Below are 13,810 nucleotides of genomic sequence, written 5' to 3' on the forward strand. Positions count from 1 at the left end.
GTTAATTCAGTGCCTGCCAAGTGTTATCATTCAGCCACCAAGTACGACCATCACGCTTATCAATTCGGACAGCAACAAACCCTTTTACGTCTTGATCTGCTCGTTGCACCTGAACTTCAAAAATCGAATTACGAAGCGTGCCACTTTCACCAATATCGATCCAATTGCCGCGATCTGCCAACCAAGCCTTTCCTGACTCAGCATGATAGCGAATCAAAATCCAACCATTGCGTGTATACGCCGTTGATATACGGTAAGCACCGACAACAGACCCCATATCTGGAGACTGCATACTCAAAGCAGACAAAAGTTGCGCAACTGCCGAATCAATTTCCTGAACCGCTTGTTCTATATACTGTGTGTTTTCACTTTCAGCCTGCCCTGCTACAGAAGGACCTAGCGCACGACTCTCGGTTAAAAGTTGCAAGCGAGACATATTCAGCTGACCTTGTTCCAACGTCTGTTGGCTTAAAGAGCGAATTTGAATCACCTGCTCTTGTAACAGCGTTAATCGCCCTGAAATTTGATCCAATTGTTGTTGCAACGTCCCCGACATATCGCCTTGTCTTACTTCTATTGGTCCACCGTCACCTAAGCTAGCGGCTATCTCAGCACGCCCCTCAGAGCTATGTGGATCCACAACGTCAGAGCCACCCTCGTCTGGGCGTGTATTTGCTTGGTTACAACCTGCCAGCAAATATGACATTAACGACACGATGAGCAATTTTTTTAACATAATACTAAGACCTGATTCGGTTGGAATAACGTATTTTCTCGCACTGAGACACTAAAAGCATATATCATTTGAGTATAAAAAATGTTTATTTTATTCTTTTAAGAATCAATCAACCTATGCTAATTTTACACCTACTGAATAACTAACAACTAAGGCTGGACATATCATGATTTCAGGCTACCTGCCTTGCACTCGAAGCACGCTCATTAAGCTGCTCTCTAGTGCAACTTTACTCTTAGCAATCAATGCTCAGGCATCAGACCTTCCAGAGAGACAAGTCTCATTAATGTCGAGTTCCTGTGCCAATTGCCACGGTACAGATGGCAAGTTAGCTGGTGCTATTCCTGCAATTGCAGGCCGCCCTGCCAGTGTACTAGAAGCACAACTTTTGGCCTTCAAACAGGACTTACAACCGAATACGACGGTCATGAACCGAATCGCTAAAGGTTACACTGATGAAGAATTGAAATCACTGGCGAACTACTTTGCCAACGTCAAAAGAAAGTAAGGGTAACTGACTATGAGCAACAAGAATACGAATTTTTCTACGTCTCGCCGTCGCCTTTTAAAAGGCCTAGGCATGGTTGGTTTACTTCCTGCTATTCCTACTATCGCTGCCAACACCTCGGGTCACGCTGGGCATGTGATTGTTGTTGGTGGTGGGTTTGGTGGCGCAACGGCTGCAAAATATATCAAGCGCGGAAACCCAAAAATTGATGTCACACTGATCGAACCCAACTCCACTTTTTACACCTGCCCGTTTTCCAATTTAGTCTTAGCGGGTGAGCGCAGCCTTGACTCGATTGGACACAGCTATGAAGAGCTTAAAAGCGTGTTTGGTGTGAACGTCATTCATGCATTTGCTGAAGATATTGACGGTGTCGCACATAAGGTTACCCTCTCGAATGGTTCAGTGCTGAGCTATGATCGTTTGCTGTTATCGCCGGGCATTGATATGCGCTGGAACGCGATAGAAGGCTATGATGAAGCCGCATCCGAAAAAGCGCCTCACGCTTGGAAAGCGGGTAACCAAACGCTTCTGCTTCGCAAACAATTAGAAGATATGGAAGACGGCGGTACCTTTGTCATGTCGGTCCCTGCTGATCCTTTTCGTTGCCCACCGGGGCCTTATGAGCGTGCAAGCTTAGTGGCACACTATTTAAAACAACACAAACCTCGCTCCAAAGTGCTTATCTTGGACTCGAAAGATAATTTCTCAAAACAAGGTTTGTTTACGAGCGCTTGGAAAGATATTTATGGTGACATGATAGAGTGGGTGGGCGTTTCCGGCGATGGCCGCGTCGTTCGTGTTGATGCGGATAAGCGTGAAGTCGAAACGGAATTTGGCACCTTACACTCAGCATCAGCCTTGAATATCATTCCTCCACAAAAAGCGGGTTTTATTGCTGACCGCGCAGGTGTAACAAATGAAAGTGGCTGGGTTCCTGTAAACCCAAATACATTTGAATCACAGCAGGTAGCTGATATTTATGTTGTAGGCGATGCAACCTTAGCAGCCCCCATGCCAAAATCAGGATTTGCAGCCAATACCCAAGGCAAGGTTGCTGCGGCTGCCATTGTGGCCTCTTTAGCGGGCATTACTGCACCCGATCCTTATTGGGCAAACACCTGCTACAGCCTTGTGAACCCAGATTACGGGATCTCTGTTGCCGGTGTTTATAAGGTTGAAGACAATCAAATCATTACGGTTCCTGGTTCTGGTGGATTAAGTGCAGCGGATGCTAGTCTAGAAATACGCCAAGCCGAAGCAGCCTATGCTGTTGGCTGGTATGAAGCCATTACTCAAGACACCTGGGGGACCCAATACTAACGTTATGGACGCCTTCTTTAATGACCATGAGCAAGCCGTCCTAATCCTTGGAGCACTGTTAGGCATTGCCTACGGTGCCATTGGACAGTGGAGCCGTTTCTGCTTATACCGTGGTATAGAGCAACGCTTTACGCGCTCAGATACAGGCAAGCTGCATAGTTTTGCCTTGGCTATGGCCTGTGCATTGCTTTTAAGCCAAGTATTGGTTGAGCTAACAGGCATTCAGTTTAACCAAACTCACTATTTTCAGAGCAATCCTTCAATACCGCTTCTTATCGTTGGAGGGTTGATGTTCGGGATAGGCATGCAGTTAGCAAATGCTTGCGGTGCCCGTTCGTTAGTATTGTTAGGCAGTGGCAATCTGCGCTCACTCCTTGTGCTCTTATGCATTGGTTTAAGTGCTTACATGATGATGTCAGGTGTGTTTGCCAACCTTCGCATAGGATTAGAAAACCTTACTCGCGTTCCTCTTCCAAGTGCTTCAGTACCCGAAGCACTCACGATAATGGGCCTCTCCTCTTCAGTGTCTCGCTGGAGTGCGAGTCTTGTCATCGCTGCCGGATTATTGATGTATGCATCAAGATCTGAGCATTTACGTACAACACCCAGAAATTGGCTGGGTGCCGCAATCATCGGTGTTTTGATTAGTGCGGGCTGGTGGATCACTGGCGTAATCGGTGCAGATGACTTTGACCCTGTCCGACTTAGCTCATTAACCTTCGTTGCCCCCATCGGCGAATCCTTACAGTATTTAATGCTTGCGTCTGGAATGAGTTTAAGCTTTGCAAGCGTCGTTGTGCTCGGCGTCATTCTGGGCAGTTTTGGGCGTGCGTTACTCAGTCGAGAATTCCAATGGCAAGCCTATGACAGCGTTGGTCAAATGCAAAGAGGCATTGTGGGTGGGATTTTAATGGGAATAGGTGGCGTTTTATCCTTAGGATGCACGCTAGGCCAAGGATTAAGCGGTTTTTCGACGCTTGCATTCACCAGCCTAATAGCCTTACCCTCGATCATTTGTGGAGCGTACATATCCTTACGCGTCTTTAAATCTTACTAAAGGAAAATTCATGAGTGTAAGAAGTATCTTGGCCGCATTCGCGCTCGTCAGCTGTCTACCCGCGATTGCACAGACGACCAACGATTGGCAGCGCGTTGCCCCTCTGGCGCAAGCGGTTAATTCTGAAGTCGTATTATCCAAGGGTATCGATATAACTCTACCTCTCGTTGCTGAAAATGGTGCTGCTGTCCCTTTACGGGTCAACTTCGACACTTCGCAACTCGCCGAGAGTGAGTTTATTCGTTCAATTCGTGTTTTTTCAAGCGGTAACCCGAATGCCGAAGTGATTGATTTTCACTTCGAAGCCCCTTTCAGCCGGATTGAGCTATCGACACGTATCCGCCTTAGCGAATCGCAGAAAGTATTTGTACTCGCAGAAAGTAACCAAGGTCGGCAATGGTTGAGCCAACGTGATGTAAGAGTCACTGTGAGTGGCTGCTTAATGACGGGAGACGACTCGGTGGATGCAGCGGTCATGAGCTCTCCTCGAATTGCATTGCCTAGAAATGCTCGCTCTGGTGAAGCGGCAGAAGTCAGAACGCTCATTAATCATCCGATGGAGACAGGCTTTCGAGAAACAGCGGCAGGTGAAGTCATTCCTCAACAACTTGTTGAGTCACTGACCATCAAACAAAATGACCAACCTATCCTGCTTGTTAAGTTCCATACAGGTACATCAGCGAATCCCTTTGTGAGTGCTTTCTTAGATGAAGTTGATAATCTTCTCTTCAGATGGGAAGACCAACTGGGCGAGCATATAGAAGAAAAACCTTAACCAACACTCGCAACCTGTGACTCAGTGTTAACACGCGAAGTCACAGGTCATCTCGAATGTGAGAATTACGAATTACTCTGCTTCTTTCTCTTCAGCTAGCGCGCCCATCGATTCAACGATTTCCGACGCTTTTTCTGCAACGGCTTCTTCTGCTTGCTCAGCAAGTTCAGCAACGGCTTCAGCGTTTTCAACAGCAACGTTTTGCAAGGCATCAATAGCAGTCTGTGCATCGGCTTTTAATTCTTCAACCGCGTCTTCAACTTGTGCTTGTCCCGCTTCAGCGGCCTCACTAACGGCTTCTGAAACCTCTTCAACACGAGTTTCAATCGACTCAATGGTTTCTTCAATCAATGCTTCAGCCTCTGAAGTCGACTCTTCAACAGCTTCTTCCGTAGCCTCTATCGCTTCAACCACTTCAGGAGCTGTCTCTTGTTCAACCTGAGATGCCGCAGGAGGTGGCGTGACAGGCGCAGGCTCTTCTTTCTTGTCACATGCGGCCAAGCCTAATGAGGCCGCTAATACAAACGCTAAAGTCATGGGGGATTTCATATAGTACGGACTCCATTTTGTACAACATTATAGATACGCTGCAAGCTTATCATACTGCAACGCAACATGAAAAATAGAATTATTATCGATTAATATCGACTCAGGCTTAAGCGCCTGATTGAGATCAACATATTTTTACGTGTTTGGCAATTCTACATGAGAATCAGGAAAGTTTAGCTATTTACACTTGAGCAATTGTCATAGATGATCTCAGGTATAACTCACGCTGACTCTGAGTGGTATTTCTATGAACAACCCGAAGCATACAATTTTTTGGATGACGATTTTTTTAGCCATCGTCGGCGCCGTTTGTGCCTTGATTTTTGCTCCATTGAAAACGGTTTTCATGGCAAATTGGGTATTTAATTTACTTATTTTCGTAGTGCTTTTGGTTGGCATTGTCATCACCTATCGCCAAGTATTTATGCTGTTCCCAGAGATTCGTTGGGTGGCTCAGTTTAGAACCGGACGAACCGGACTCTCTATTTTACGGGAACCAAGACTCCTCAAACCCTTAGCCAGACAACTCGGAGAAGACTCTAAAAGAGATCGTTTTTCTCTGTCTAGCATGTCATTGCGTACCGTTTTAGATGGTATTCGTACGCGCCTTGATGAACAACGTGAAATCACTCGCTACTTTATAGGCCTTTTGGTTTTCTTAGGCTTATTAGGGACATTTTGGGGCTTACTTGGCACCATTTCCTCTGTCGGACAAGTCATCATGAGTTTAGATATGCAACAAAGAGACTTCGCTGAGGTGTTTACAGCGCTGCAGAGTGGCTTATTAAAGCCACTTGAAGGCATGGGAACAGCCTTTAGTTCGTCCTTACTAGGCTTAGGTGGTTCGTTGGTTTTAGGCTTTCTCGATATTCAAGCGGGCCATGCTCAAAACCGTTTTTACGATGGTTTAGAGGAGTGGTTAACAGGCGTGACCAATCTTGTTGAAAAAGCACGCTTCCATGGCGACCCAAATGACCCCGACGCAATTCCTGATGACAAAGCACACTTAGATGTTCTTCTGGAGATAGACCGATTACGGCAAGAAAATCTCAAGCTTGCGACTGAGCTAGCGCGCAAACAGTCATAATTGACGAAGGAGACTTTACTATGCTGAGTTCGGGACGTCGCAGTCGGAGTAGCATCAATATTTGGCCGGGGTATGTCGATGCACTTTCGGCCTTGCTCATGCTCGTCATTTTCATGCTAATGATCTACATGGTCACGCAACTTTACTTATCTCAAACACTTTCTAACCGAGACACTGAGCTTGCCAGTTTAAACGATCATCTAAGCGAAATTACTCGGCTGCTCGGTGTTGAAGAAGAACGAACACTTCAGCTATCAGCAGAACTTGACGCTCTTCAATCTGAATATGAACGAAGCCTATCACGTGAAGCCACTTTAGAATCAGTTTTAGAAAGCTTAGTGACAGAGCTAAATAATGCTGAAACTCAACTCAACTCAACTCAAGCCGAAATTCTAGAACTACAGGCGTCACTCGAAACAGAAAGGCTACACAGAGCGGCTCTTGAACGTTTGCAGCAAGAAGCCTTGTCCGCATTACAAGAATCCAACGATGCCCTCACTGCAAATCAAGAGCAAATCAGCGCATTAGAAACTCGCTTAATGGACGCACGGCAAGAAGCCGAAGGCTTACAACTACAGCTGGCCACCCAACAAAATCAAATTGTTGAACTCAGAGCCACATTAGAAGAAGAGCAATCCGCCCTTGCACAAGTGCGAGCAGAACTCATCCTAAGCCAAACCGAGCTGCGAAACCAAACCCTCGCCTTAACGAACACCCAGCAACAAGTCCAAACACTGACTCAGCGCCTGACGTCAACGGATGATGACTTAAGAGACGAGCGCCGCTTAACCACGAATCAAGAGGCTTCAATTCGACGTTTAACACATCGAATTGCTTTGTTACAACAACAGCTTCAACAAATCAGCAATGCATTGCGCTTACAGCTGTCACTCAATGAAGAGAAAGACACGGAGATTGCGGGGCTAGGGACACAAATCAATCGGCTTCTGGCAGAACGAGTCAATGAGTTAGAGCGCTATCAGTCTGTATTTTTTGGTCGATTACGAGAAGCACTGGAAAGCCATGCAAATATCCGTATTGTCGGAGATCGCTTCTTGCTGCCATCCGAATTGTTCTTTGAGTCAGGTTCTGCTCAAATTGGCGCGGCAGGACAAGTTGAACTCAATACCTTGGCCACTCTTCTACTAGATGTAGCAAAGGATATTCCATCGGATATTGACTGGATTGTTCGGATCGATGGACATACGGATCGCGTTCCCATCAACACCCCACTTTTCCCGAGCAATTGGGAGCTTTCAACGGCACGTGCCGTTTCAGTCGTGCGATATCTAATCGACCAAGGTATTCCTCCTCATCGCCTAGCGGCAACGGGATTTGGTGAGTTTTATCCAGTCGATAGCGGACAATCTGCACAGGCATTTCAGCGCAATCGACGTATCGAAATAAAACTCACTGATCGTTAATTGCTTAATTCCGCATTCGTTGCTATTTAACCAGTGGCCATTCTTATGGAAACCTCCTAGCGTTGAAAGCCGAGAGGTGTGTCGATGGCGAGTAAGCGTTTTTTGTCAATACACCAATGTGACCTACCGTTTAAGAGGACTGATACTCATAGAAGAGCAAGGCTCATTCTATTAACTACCCGTTTCACACCTCACTTTGCGAAGCACCTGAGGTGATTTGCCCACCGCCCGAGGTGCGACAGCCAACATAGGCGATAGGTTTACCGTCATCCAAGGCATGAGCAGCACCCTGAACGATCACGCAACCACATGAAACTCTATCTCCCATACGTGCCACAGGGCTGCCTACAACAATTGAATTGCCACCACTAACGATAGTCCCTCTTCCGTGCCCTTTTCTAGGACAAATATGTGAATCCCCAACACGCGCAATGGCTGGCATTTTTCATTCCTCTTATTAATCATTGTCTCACACCTGCAATCACTACTCTGTGACGCGCTTACGTCGTCCATGACTCGCTCAACTACCGCCGTCCTGGCGGCAGACGGTCACAGAGCAGCCATTGCAGGGCATCGGGTAAACTCCGCAGTTGCTTCTGGGCCAAGATCAAGGCTATTCAATCCTACGTATCAACAATCCTTGATCACCATTGGCTGACCTCTTCAGACAAATTACAAAATATCGGCTGAAATTCCTCTAGAGCACAATCGCAGCAACCATCAAAACACCCTCTTCATTCATATAAAATACAAAGCGAGAAAACGTCGTTTGCGTTGATCCCGGTCGCTTCCAGCGTATAGGGTCGGGCAACAGACGAACGACACGCCCATCGGCCATAAACTGTAAATGATCTAACTCAAGCGGCGTTTCTAATTGATCAAAATGCAAGGGTTGAAGTGTGCGACCATCTTCTCGTTTTTTAACAAACGCTTGCCGTGAATTGGCACTGCGAATAAAGTCATCTGCTGAATTGCCCATATTCAAGGAAATGGCCGCGTTTTTCCAACCCGGCTCCATGATCCTGCGCATACCACCAAAGTCACCATTCTCTATCAGCTTGTGAATATAACGATAGGCATCGCGAACTTCTCTGCGCAGTTTGGGTGTATCTTCCAATACAACCGCTTCGTCCAACCAATGGAAGCGTGGGAAACGGTCAGATGTCTTGAATTCGGCGATTAGGTGTTGGCTAGGAATCGGTGATTCAAGGCCATGATTCACCCAGACATGATTGCTTTTTAACTTTAACTCACCCGTGGTCTGCATATGCGGTTGACGATAAACAGGATCAGTATCAAATATCGTTTTTTCGTTACTGACAATTTGCCCTGTTTCCATATCATAGCGTGCATCCACTAGTGTAATTCGCTCTCTTTCCCGCGTTTTTAAATGAACGGATTCAATGGAAATGTGAATGAAAAAGTTTGAATTAGGTTCGACAATAACCTTACCAAACTCATCATACTTGAGCTCAGTGGGGCTAAAATTAAACGTCACGCGATTAATATCAGATTGCATTAAGCGATTGATAGGCAAGTTAAAGCTAGTTGAACCAACATCATTTTCTTTTTTAGTTGTAATGCCGTTAATAAATACATCATACGCTGCACCGTGAGCATGTACGATGACATAATAATTTCGATCAATCACATAATCCGATGCACGTGCCATCTGAGTTCCTTTTACATTCCATATCATTAACGTCACTGCAAGCAGCAGCACGCCACCCACAACCCAAGCCATAGGTTTTGTTTTCACTCACTACCTCCTCAAAAAAATTGAAACTCTGTCCAGTCCGGGCTATTCGCGTTCATAAAAGAATAACCACCTTCAATTTTCGGATTTAGAGTGCGCTTGGCTTTTCACTGGATATGTACAATGTCTATTAATGAGCTCTGCCCTGACGATATTCGTTTCTATGGGGGCGACGATGCCAAACCTAATGTGTGTACCACTTATTTGAGTGACTGTCAGGTTGATGTCATCGCCCAGCTTGATGGTTTGACCCATATTTCTTGTAAGTACAAGCACTTAAGCATTCCTTTGATTATGTTACAGTCGTGTTAATAGTGTAAGTTTGGCATAGTCTCACCCCTGTAATCACTACTCTGTGACGCGCTTACGTCGTCCATGACTCGCTCAACTGCCGCCGTCCTGGCGGCAGACGGTCACAGTGCAGCCATTACAGGGCCTCGGGTAAACTCCGCAGTTGCTTCTAGGCCAAGATCAAAGCTATTCAATACTACGTATCAACAATCCTTGATCACCCTTGGCCGACCTCTTCAGACAAATTACAAAATATCGGCTGAAATTCCTCTAGAGCACAATCGCAGCAACCATCAAAACACCCTCTTCATTCATATAAAACACAAAGCGAGAAAACGTCGTGTGCGTTGCTCCCGGGCGTTCCCACTGTATTGGATTGGGCAACAAACGAACGACACGACCATCGGCCATAAACTGCAAGTGGTCTAACTCAAGCGGCGTTTCTAAGTGATCAAAATGCAAGGGTTGAAGTATGCGACCATCTTCTCGTCTTTTAACGTAGCCTTTATATGGCTCCACGCTACGAATAAAGTCATCTGCCGAATTGCCCATGTTCAAGGAAATGGCCGCGTTTTTCCAACCCGGTTCCATGATCCTGCGCATACCACCAAAGTCGCCGCTCTCTATCAGCTTATGAATATAGCGATAGGCGTCGCGAACTTCTCTGCGCAGTTTGGGTGTGTCTTCCAATACAACCGCTTCGTCCAACCAATGGAAGCGTGGGAAACGGTCGGTTGTCCTGAATTCGGCGATTAGGTGTTGGCTGGGGATTGCAGGCCCATGTCCATCGACAAACTCAAATCCAGATTTAAGGCGCAGTTCACCCGTGGTAGACATATGCGCTTGCTGATAAACAGGCTCCATATCAAAAATTGTTTTTTCATTACTCATGATTTGCTCTGTTTCCATATCGTAGCGCGCATCAACTAACGTAATACGTTCACGCGCTCGAGTTTCTAAGTGCACAGATTCAATGGCAATATGTATAAAAAACTCTTTATTAGGGCCAAATAACGTCTGATCCTTATCATCCCGACCTTGAATGGGTACGAAATTATAAGTCACTCGATTGATATCTGACTGCATCAGATGATTGATTGGTAATGAAGTGCTAAATGTATCTGCACGACTGTACATCTGGGTATTAATTCCATTCACCATCACATTAAACCAAGCGGAGTTGGATTGAATAATAATGTAATAATTTCGATCAATCACATAATCCGATGCACGTGCCATCTGAGTTCCTTTTACATTCCATATCATTAACGTCACTGCAAGCAGCAGCACGCCACCCACAATCCAAGCCATAGGTTTTGTTTTCACTCACTACCTCCCCCAAAAAATTGAAATCTTGTCCACTTCGGGCTATTCGCGTTGATCGGATTGACCGTCGGTGCCAGTATTTGATGAACTCCTAAGCTATTCGGATTTTTCAAATCATGGTAATCCTTTGTAATCTCGCGCAAGAGGTTATCTAATGCAACTTGATTATCCACTTCATAAGGATGCAACCTTACACTGTTTTCTAAACGTTCCAGCTCTTCTCGCTGCGCAATTGGTTTGGGCAAGTCGTAGGTCCTTAACACATACTTCGCTTCTTCTACACTCAGTCTAGGGGGCTGCGAGGACTCACTGGCTCTTCGTTCCAGATCCTCGGCTTCTAAACGGGCAGCTGTACGATCCGACTCTGCAATGTTGGCGTCTACCGCATCAAAAATCGTTTGTGTGGTTTTGACGGTATCGACTTGGGTAGTTCTTTGATCAGAACGCCCACCATCCGCCGCTTTCGCGGCGGTGTCTTCATAAAACACCTCCGCATAGACATTCACCTCTGCCACGAGCCCTTCAAAATAACTTCTCGATTCCCATTCGCCAGCATCATCTGGGTTTTGACGCACTTCGGTGCACCAAGCGGTGTGCAGGGAGCCGTTGGCTCCGACTTTCGCACTAACGCCCCACACTTTGCCTTCTACGTGAAAACGCAGTTCGGCTTTGCCCATCACTTTTAACTGGCCCGATAGCGTCGATTTCTGCCAGAGCCCTTTAACACTCGTGTCATCTCCGTTCGCATGAAGCGTGAAGCTTGCGTTAGGGTGTATTTTTAGATTCACGTTACTGTCTGCGGCCAAGATGATGTTGGCCTGCAAATCACCATTGACACGTTCGCCATTGGCGATGGCTGTTCGCGTTTTCCTGATTGTGCTCGCGGCTGCGGGCATAAACATTTGTGCTGCGGTATCCAGAACGTCGATCGTCCCCGTCACACCTGCTTTTAAAGTGGCATTGACCTCGCCAAAGTTCAGTAGCAAATCGGGGGTTCTCGACTTTGCTTGTAACTCTATACCAATGAATCCCAGCCGCACGGAGGTACTAAGCGTCACACGGTTTCCGTGGGTAACGTTTGAGCCTGCAGTGTTTGATGGCGTACCCTTCCTCTGAGTGTCTGACACTTGATCCACTAATTGTTTTAGCAATCCAAACACACCGGGGGCTTTCTGCTCATTAGATGAGTGGCCGCCGGATGAGTCGGCAGATGAATAGACCGACTCCTTCGCCTCACCCTTGTACTCTTGTTTAAGATTGCCGTAGATATAGGTGAGTGCAGATTTTGCACCATACTCAATTTTCAGTGGCGCTGTTGTACTGAGACTGAACAGAAGGCTAACTTCTGCGGAACCCTCAAGCTTGATTTGAGGAAGCGGAATGACTTCAAACGTTTTTGTTGAGGGTGGATGATTGACGCACATACGAGGCGTGATACGAGTGGTATCCGAGCCTGATAACTGGCGGTGAAAGGTCACAATCGTATCCAGAATCATCAGTGCCGTCAGCACATCCTTGGGTATCCAGTTTACAAATGCAAAATAGGCTTTACCTGGCATCACAACTTTGGATTCAAAGCTGTAGTCCGTTTTGGTTTCAGTCCCCTCTTGGTTTTGAACCGAAAGGCTGACTCGCTGAGGATCGGGTTGCTTACAGTCTTGACCACACAGAAACTTTTGATAGCTAACCTTGACGTTGGCAAATAGCGTGCCTATGTCGCTTGCTTCACTGCCTTCCACTTGATCGGCAATCACTAATAGACGCAAGCTAGGGTTTGGATTGACGTCCGTTTCTGCAAAGGGCCATTGGATGTATCGCGACGAATCCTTCGCATCTTGAATTTTACCATTAAACTCGCAGCACTGATTGGCAGACTCACAGGGCACGCACGCTGTATCAAGTGGCATGTCATGAAGGTACAGTCGTGGTCCTCGCACAGGAGCTTGAGGTGTTGTTTTTTGCTCATTCATTGTCTACGTCCTGCTTCTCTTAAATGGGAGCGTCCATCTATTGCAAGGGGGGCGGCTGTTTTTATCGATTGCAACCAAGCGTACAGGTGCTGCAACCCTTGTGACTGGGGATCGTTGATTAACACTGCCGCATCAGGACTATTTTCTGGAAAGTTATGACCTAACCAGAGGAAACAGTCAGCCAGTACGGTCATTTCATTCTGTGTTGTAAAGCGATACTTGGGTGCATTTTGATAGGCGAGTTGAGCGGCATCCACGTAGTTATAAGCCGGAAATTGCTCATCATAGGCTTGGAAAAGTGCAACAGCTAAATTTAAGACACTCCGTTGATTAAGCAAATGAATGAACATTTGGTATTCATTAGGATTTACTTTAAAGCTCTGGTTAGAATTATGCTGAGCCAAGTCAGGTACATTTTCTAGTGCGAGTTTAATAAATCGAGTGGGTGAAGATGCTCTCTTGCCTAACTCTTCAGTCGCTATACTTGACGATGCAGGTAGCTGCATTTGAAACGTGAGGGGGACATAAAAGGACCCAATTCCGCTGTAAAACTGTGAGAGCTTTTGGATATTAAGAGCGCTCACCATATCCAGCAGTACTCTTGGATCGTAAAAACGAAAGTAAACTGGCGCATTCGGATTGACTGGCGTCCAAAGCATAGTGAAGTGGCGAAAATGATCACGCAGTTGACGCATCTCCTGTTCGCTGTGGAAAAAAATGACCGCATGGGTATTGGGATCTCTCTGCAACAACAGGCTCTGTATTTCTGAGTCAGATTCAACACAAATCAACCAAGGCGCACTGCGTTGCGAGTCTGGATCAGCCGTACTGTAAAGACAGATATGATGTGGCGCATAATCTGCCAAGATAGATTGAATTTCAGGCCAATTCGCACCATCAACCAATGCCCATAAACGAGAGGTTTTGATTGACTGGATTACTGGCCAAGTGGTTTCGGATATTGAAATACACGGTTTGTTATTCACATCCTGTTGAAAGGCGTCCATT

At 46.3% G+C, this 13,810-nt stretch carries 14 protein-coding genes; 6 read left to right on the top strand and 8 right to left on the bottom strand.

Annotation, left to right across the window (positions count from 1 at the left end; genetic code table 11):
• Position 1 precedes the first annotated feature (1 nt).
• Complete coding sequence (locus DN062_RS07405) at positions 2 to 736, bottom strand: hypothetical protein (protein WP_112158695.1); 735 nt, start codon at positions 734 to 736, stop codon at positions 2 to 4.
• Between the two features lie 166 nt (positions 737 to 902).
• Here DN062_RS07405 and DN062_RS07410 point away from each other — a divergent pair, with 166 nt between their 5' ends.
• From DN062_RS07410 to DN062_RS07425, 4 genes are read left to right on the top strand one after another with little or no spacing between them, the layout of a single operon-like run.
• Complete coding sequence (locus DN062_RS07410; protein ID WP_112158696.1) at positions 903 to 1,244, top strand: c-type cytochrome; 342 nt, start codon at positions 903 to 905, stop codon at positions 1,242 to 1,244.
• Between the two features lie 12 nt (positions 1,245 to 1,256).
• Positions 1,257 to 2,567, top strand: coding sequence for an NAD(P)/FAD-dependent oxidoreductase (locus DN062_RS07415; protein WP_112158697.1), 1,311 nt, complete (start codon positions 1,257 to 1,259; stop codon positions 2,565 to 2,567).
• Between the two features lie 4 nt (positions 2,568 to 2,571).
• Complete coding sequence (locus DN062_RS07420) at positions 2,572 to 3,624, top strand: YeeE/YedE family protein (RefSeq protein WP_112158698.1); 1,053 nt, start codon at positions 2,572 to 2,574, stop codon at positions 3,622 to 3,624.
• Between the two features lie 10 nt (positions 3,625 to 3,634).
• Positions 3,635 to 4,399, top strand: coding sequence for a thiosulfate oxidation carrier protein SoxY (locus tag DN062_RS07425; protein WP_112158699.1), 765 nt, complete (start codon positions 3,635 to 3,637; stop codon positions 4,397 to 4,399).
• 72 nt (positions 4,400 to 4,471) lie between these two features.
• Here the strand turns inward: DN062_RS07425 and DN062_RS07430 are convergent, their stop codons facing one another.
• Positions 4,472 to 4,948 (bottom strand): hypothetical protein, encoded by a 477-nt coding sequence (locus DN062_RS07430; protein ID WP_112158700.1) that lies wholly within the window; start codon positions 4,946 to 4,948, stop codon positions 4,472 to 4,474.
• A 247-nt stretch (positions 4,949 to 5,195) separates the two neighbouring features.
• Here DN062_RS07430 and DN062_RS07435 point away from each other — a divergent pair, with 247 nt between their 5' ends.
• Entirely contained in the window at positions 5,196 to 6,035 is an 840-nt protein-coding gene (locus tag DN062_RS07435; protein ID WP_239995729.1) for a hypothetical protein, read from the top strand.
• Between the two features lie 20 nt (positions 6,036 to 6,055).
• Positions 6,056 to 7,459: an OmpA family protein gene (locus DN062_RS18700; RefSeq protein ID WP_205126682.1), complete on the top strand. Its 1,404-nt coding sequence runs from the start codon at positions 6,056 to 6,058 to the stop codon at positions 7,457 to 7,459.
• Positions 7,460 to 7,643: 184 nt separating this feature from the next.
• Here DN062_RS18700 and DN062_RS07445 read toward each other — a convergent pair whose 3' ends face one another.
• The 6 genes from DN062_RS07445 to DN062_RS07470 form a co-directional block, all read right to left on the bottom strand.
• Positions 7,644 to 7,901 (bottom strand): PAAR domain-containing protein, encoded by a 258-nt coding sequence (locus tag DN062_RS07445; protein WP_112158701.1) that lies wholly within the window; start codon positions 7,899 to 7,901, stop codon positions 7,644 to 7,646.
• 255 nt (positions 7,902 to 8,156) lie between these two features.
• A complete protein-coding gene (locus DN062_RS07450; protein WP_112158702.1) occupies positions 8,157 to 9,218 on the bottom strand; it encodes a hypothetical protein in 1,062 nt (353 codons plus the stop codon).
• Between the two features lie 72 nt (positions 9,219 to 9,290).
• A complete protein-coding gene (locus DN062_RS19195) occupies positions 9,291 to 9,470 on the bottom strand; it encodes a carbon storage regulator (protein WP_420811666.1) in 180 nt (59 codons plus the stop codon).
• A gap of 306 nt (positions 9,471 to 9,776) precedes the next feature.
• A complete protein-coding gene (locus DN062_RS07460; protein WP_112158704.1) occupies positions 9,777 to 10,832 on the bottom strand; it encodes a hypothetical protein in 1,056 nt (351 codons plus the stop codon).
• On the bottom strand, positions 10,829 to 12,802 hold the full coding sequence (locus DN062_RS07465; RefSeq protein WP_112158705.1) for a hypothetical protein: 1,974 nt from the start codon (positions 12,800 to 12,802) through the stop codon (positions 10,829 to 10,831). Before DN062_RS07465 ends, DN062_RS07460 begins: the two co-directional genes overlap by 4 nt.
• Complete coding sequence (locus DN062_RS07470; RefSeq protein WP_112158706.1) at positions 12,799 to 13,809, bottom strand: DUF4123 domain-containing protein; 1,011 nt, start codon at positions 13,807 to 13,809, stop codon at positions 12,799 to 12,801. Before DN062_RS07470 ends, DN062_RS07465 begins: the two co-directional genes overlap by 4 nt.
• Between the last annotated feature and the right edge of the window lies 1 nt (position 13,810).

It is taken from the genome of Nitrincola tibetensis (genome assembly GCF_003284585.1).
Lineage (GTDB): Bacteria > Pseudomonadota > Gammaproteobacteria > Pseudomonadales > Balneatricaceae > Nitrincola > Nitrincola tibetensis.

Excerpts from the sequence above, each read along its gene's own strand:
- DN062_RS18700 (WP_205126682.1), top strand. The coding sequence starts at position 6,056 with ATGCTGAGTTCGGGACGTCGCAGTCGGAGTAGCATCAATATTTGGCCG.
- DN062_RS07425 (WP_112158699.1), top strand. The coding sequence starts at position 3,635 with ATGAGTGTAAGAAGTATCTTGGCCGCATTCGCGCTCGTCAGCTGTCTA.
- DN062_RS19195 (WP_420811666.1), bottom strand. The coding sequence starts at position 9,470 with ATGGGTCAAACCATCAAGCTGGGCGATGACATCAACCTGACAGTCACT.
- DN062_RS07465 (WP_112158705.1), bottom strand. The coding sequence starts at position 12,802 with ATGAATGAGCAAAAAACAACACCTCAAGCTCCTGTGCGAGGACCACGA.
- DN062_RS07405 (WP_112158695.1), bottom strand. The coding sequence starts at position 736 with ATGTTAAAAAAATTGCTCATCGTGTCGTTAATGTCATATTTGCTGGCA.
- DN062_RS07435 (WP_239995729.1), top strand. The coding sequence starts at position 5,196 with ATGAACAACCCGAAGCATACAATTTTTTGGATGACGATTTTTTTAGCC.
- DN062_RS07410 (WP_112158696.1), top strand. The coding sequence starts at position 903 with ATGATTTCAGGCTACCTGCCTTGCACTCGAAGCACGCTCATTAAGCTG.
- DN062_RS07415 (WP_112158697.1), top strand. The coding sequence starts at position 1,257 with ATGAGCAACAAGAATACGAATTTTTCTACGTCTCGCCGTCGCCTTTTA.
- DN062_RS07430 (WP_112158700.1), bottom strand. The coding sequence starts at position 4,948 with ATGAAATCCCCCATGACTTTAGCGTTTGTATTAGCGGCCTCATTAGGC.
- DN062_RS07470 (WP_112158706.1), bottom strand. The coding sequence starts at position 13,809 with ATGGACGCCTTTCAACAGGATGTGAATAACAAACCGTGTATTTCAATA.
- DN062_RS07420 (WP_112158698.1), top strand. The coding sequence starts at position 2,572 with ATGGACGCCTTCTTTAATGACCATGAGCAAGCCGTCCTAATCCTTGGA.
- DN062_RS07445 (WP_112158701.1), bottom strand. The coding sequence starts at position 7,901 with ATGCCAGCCATTGCGCGTGTTGGGGATTCACATATTTGTCCTAGAAAA.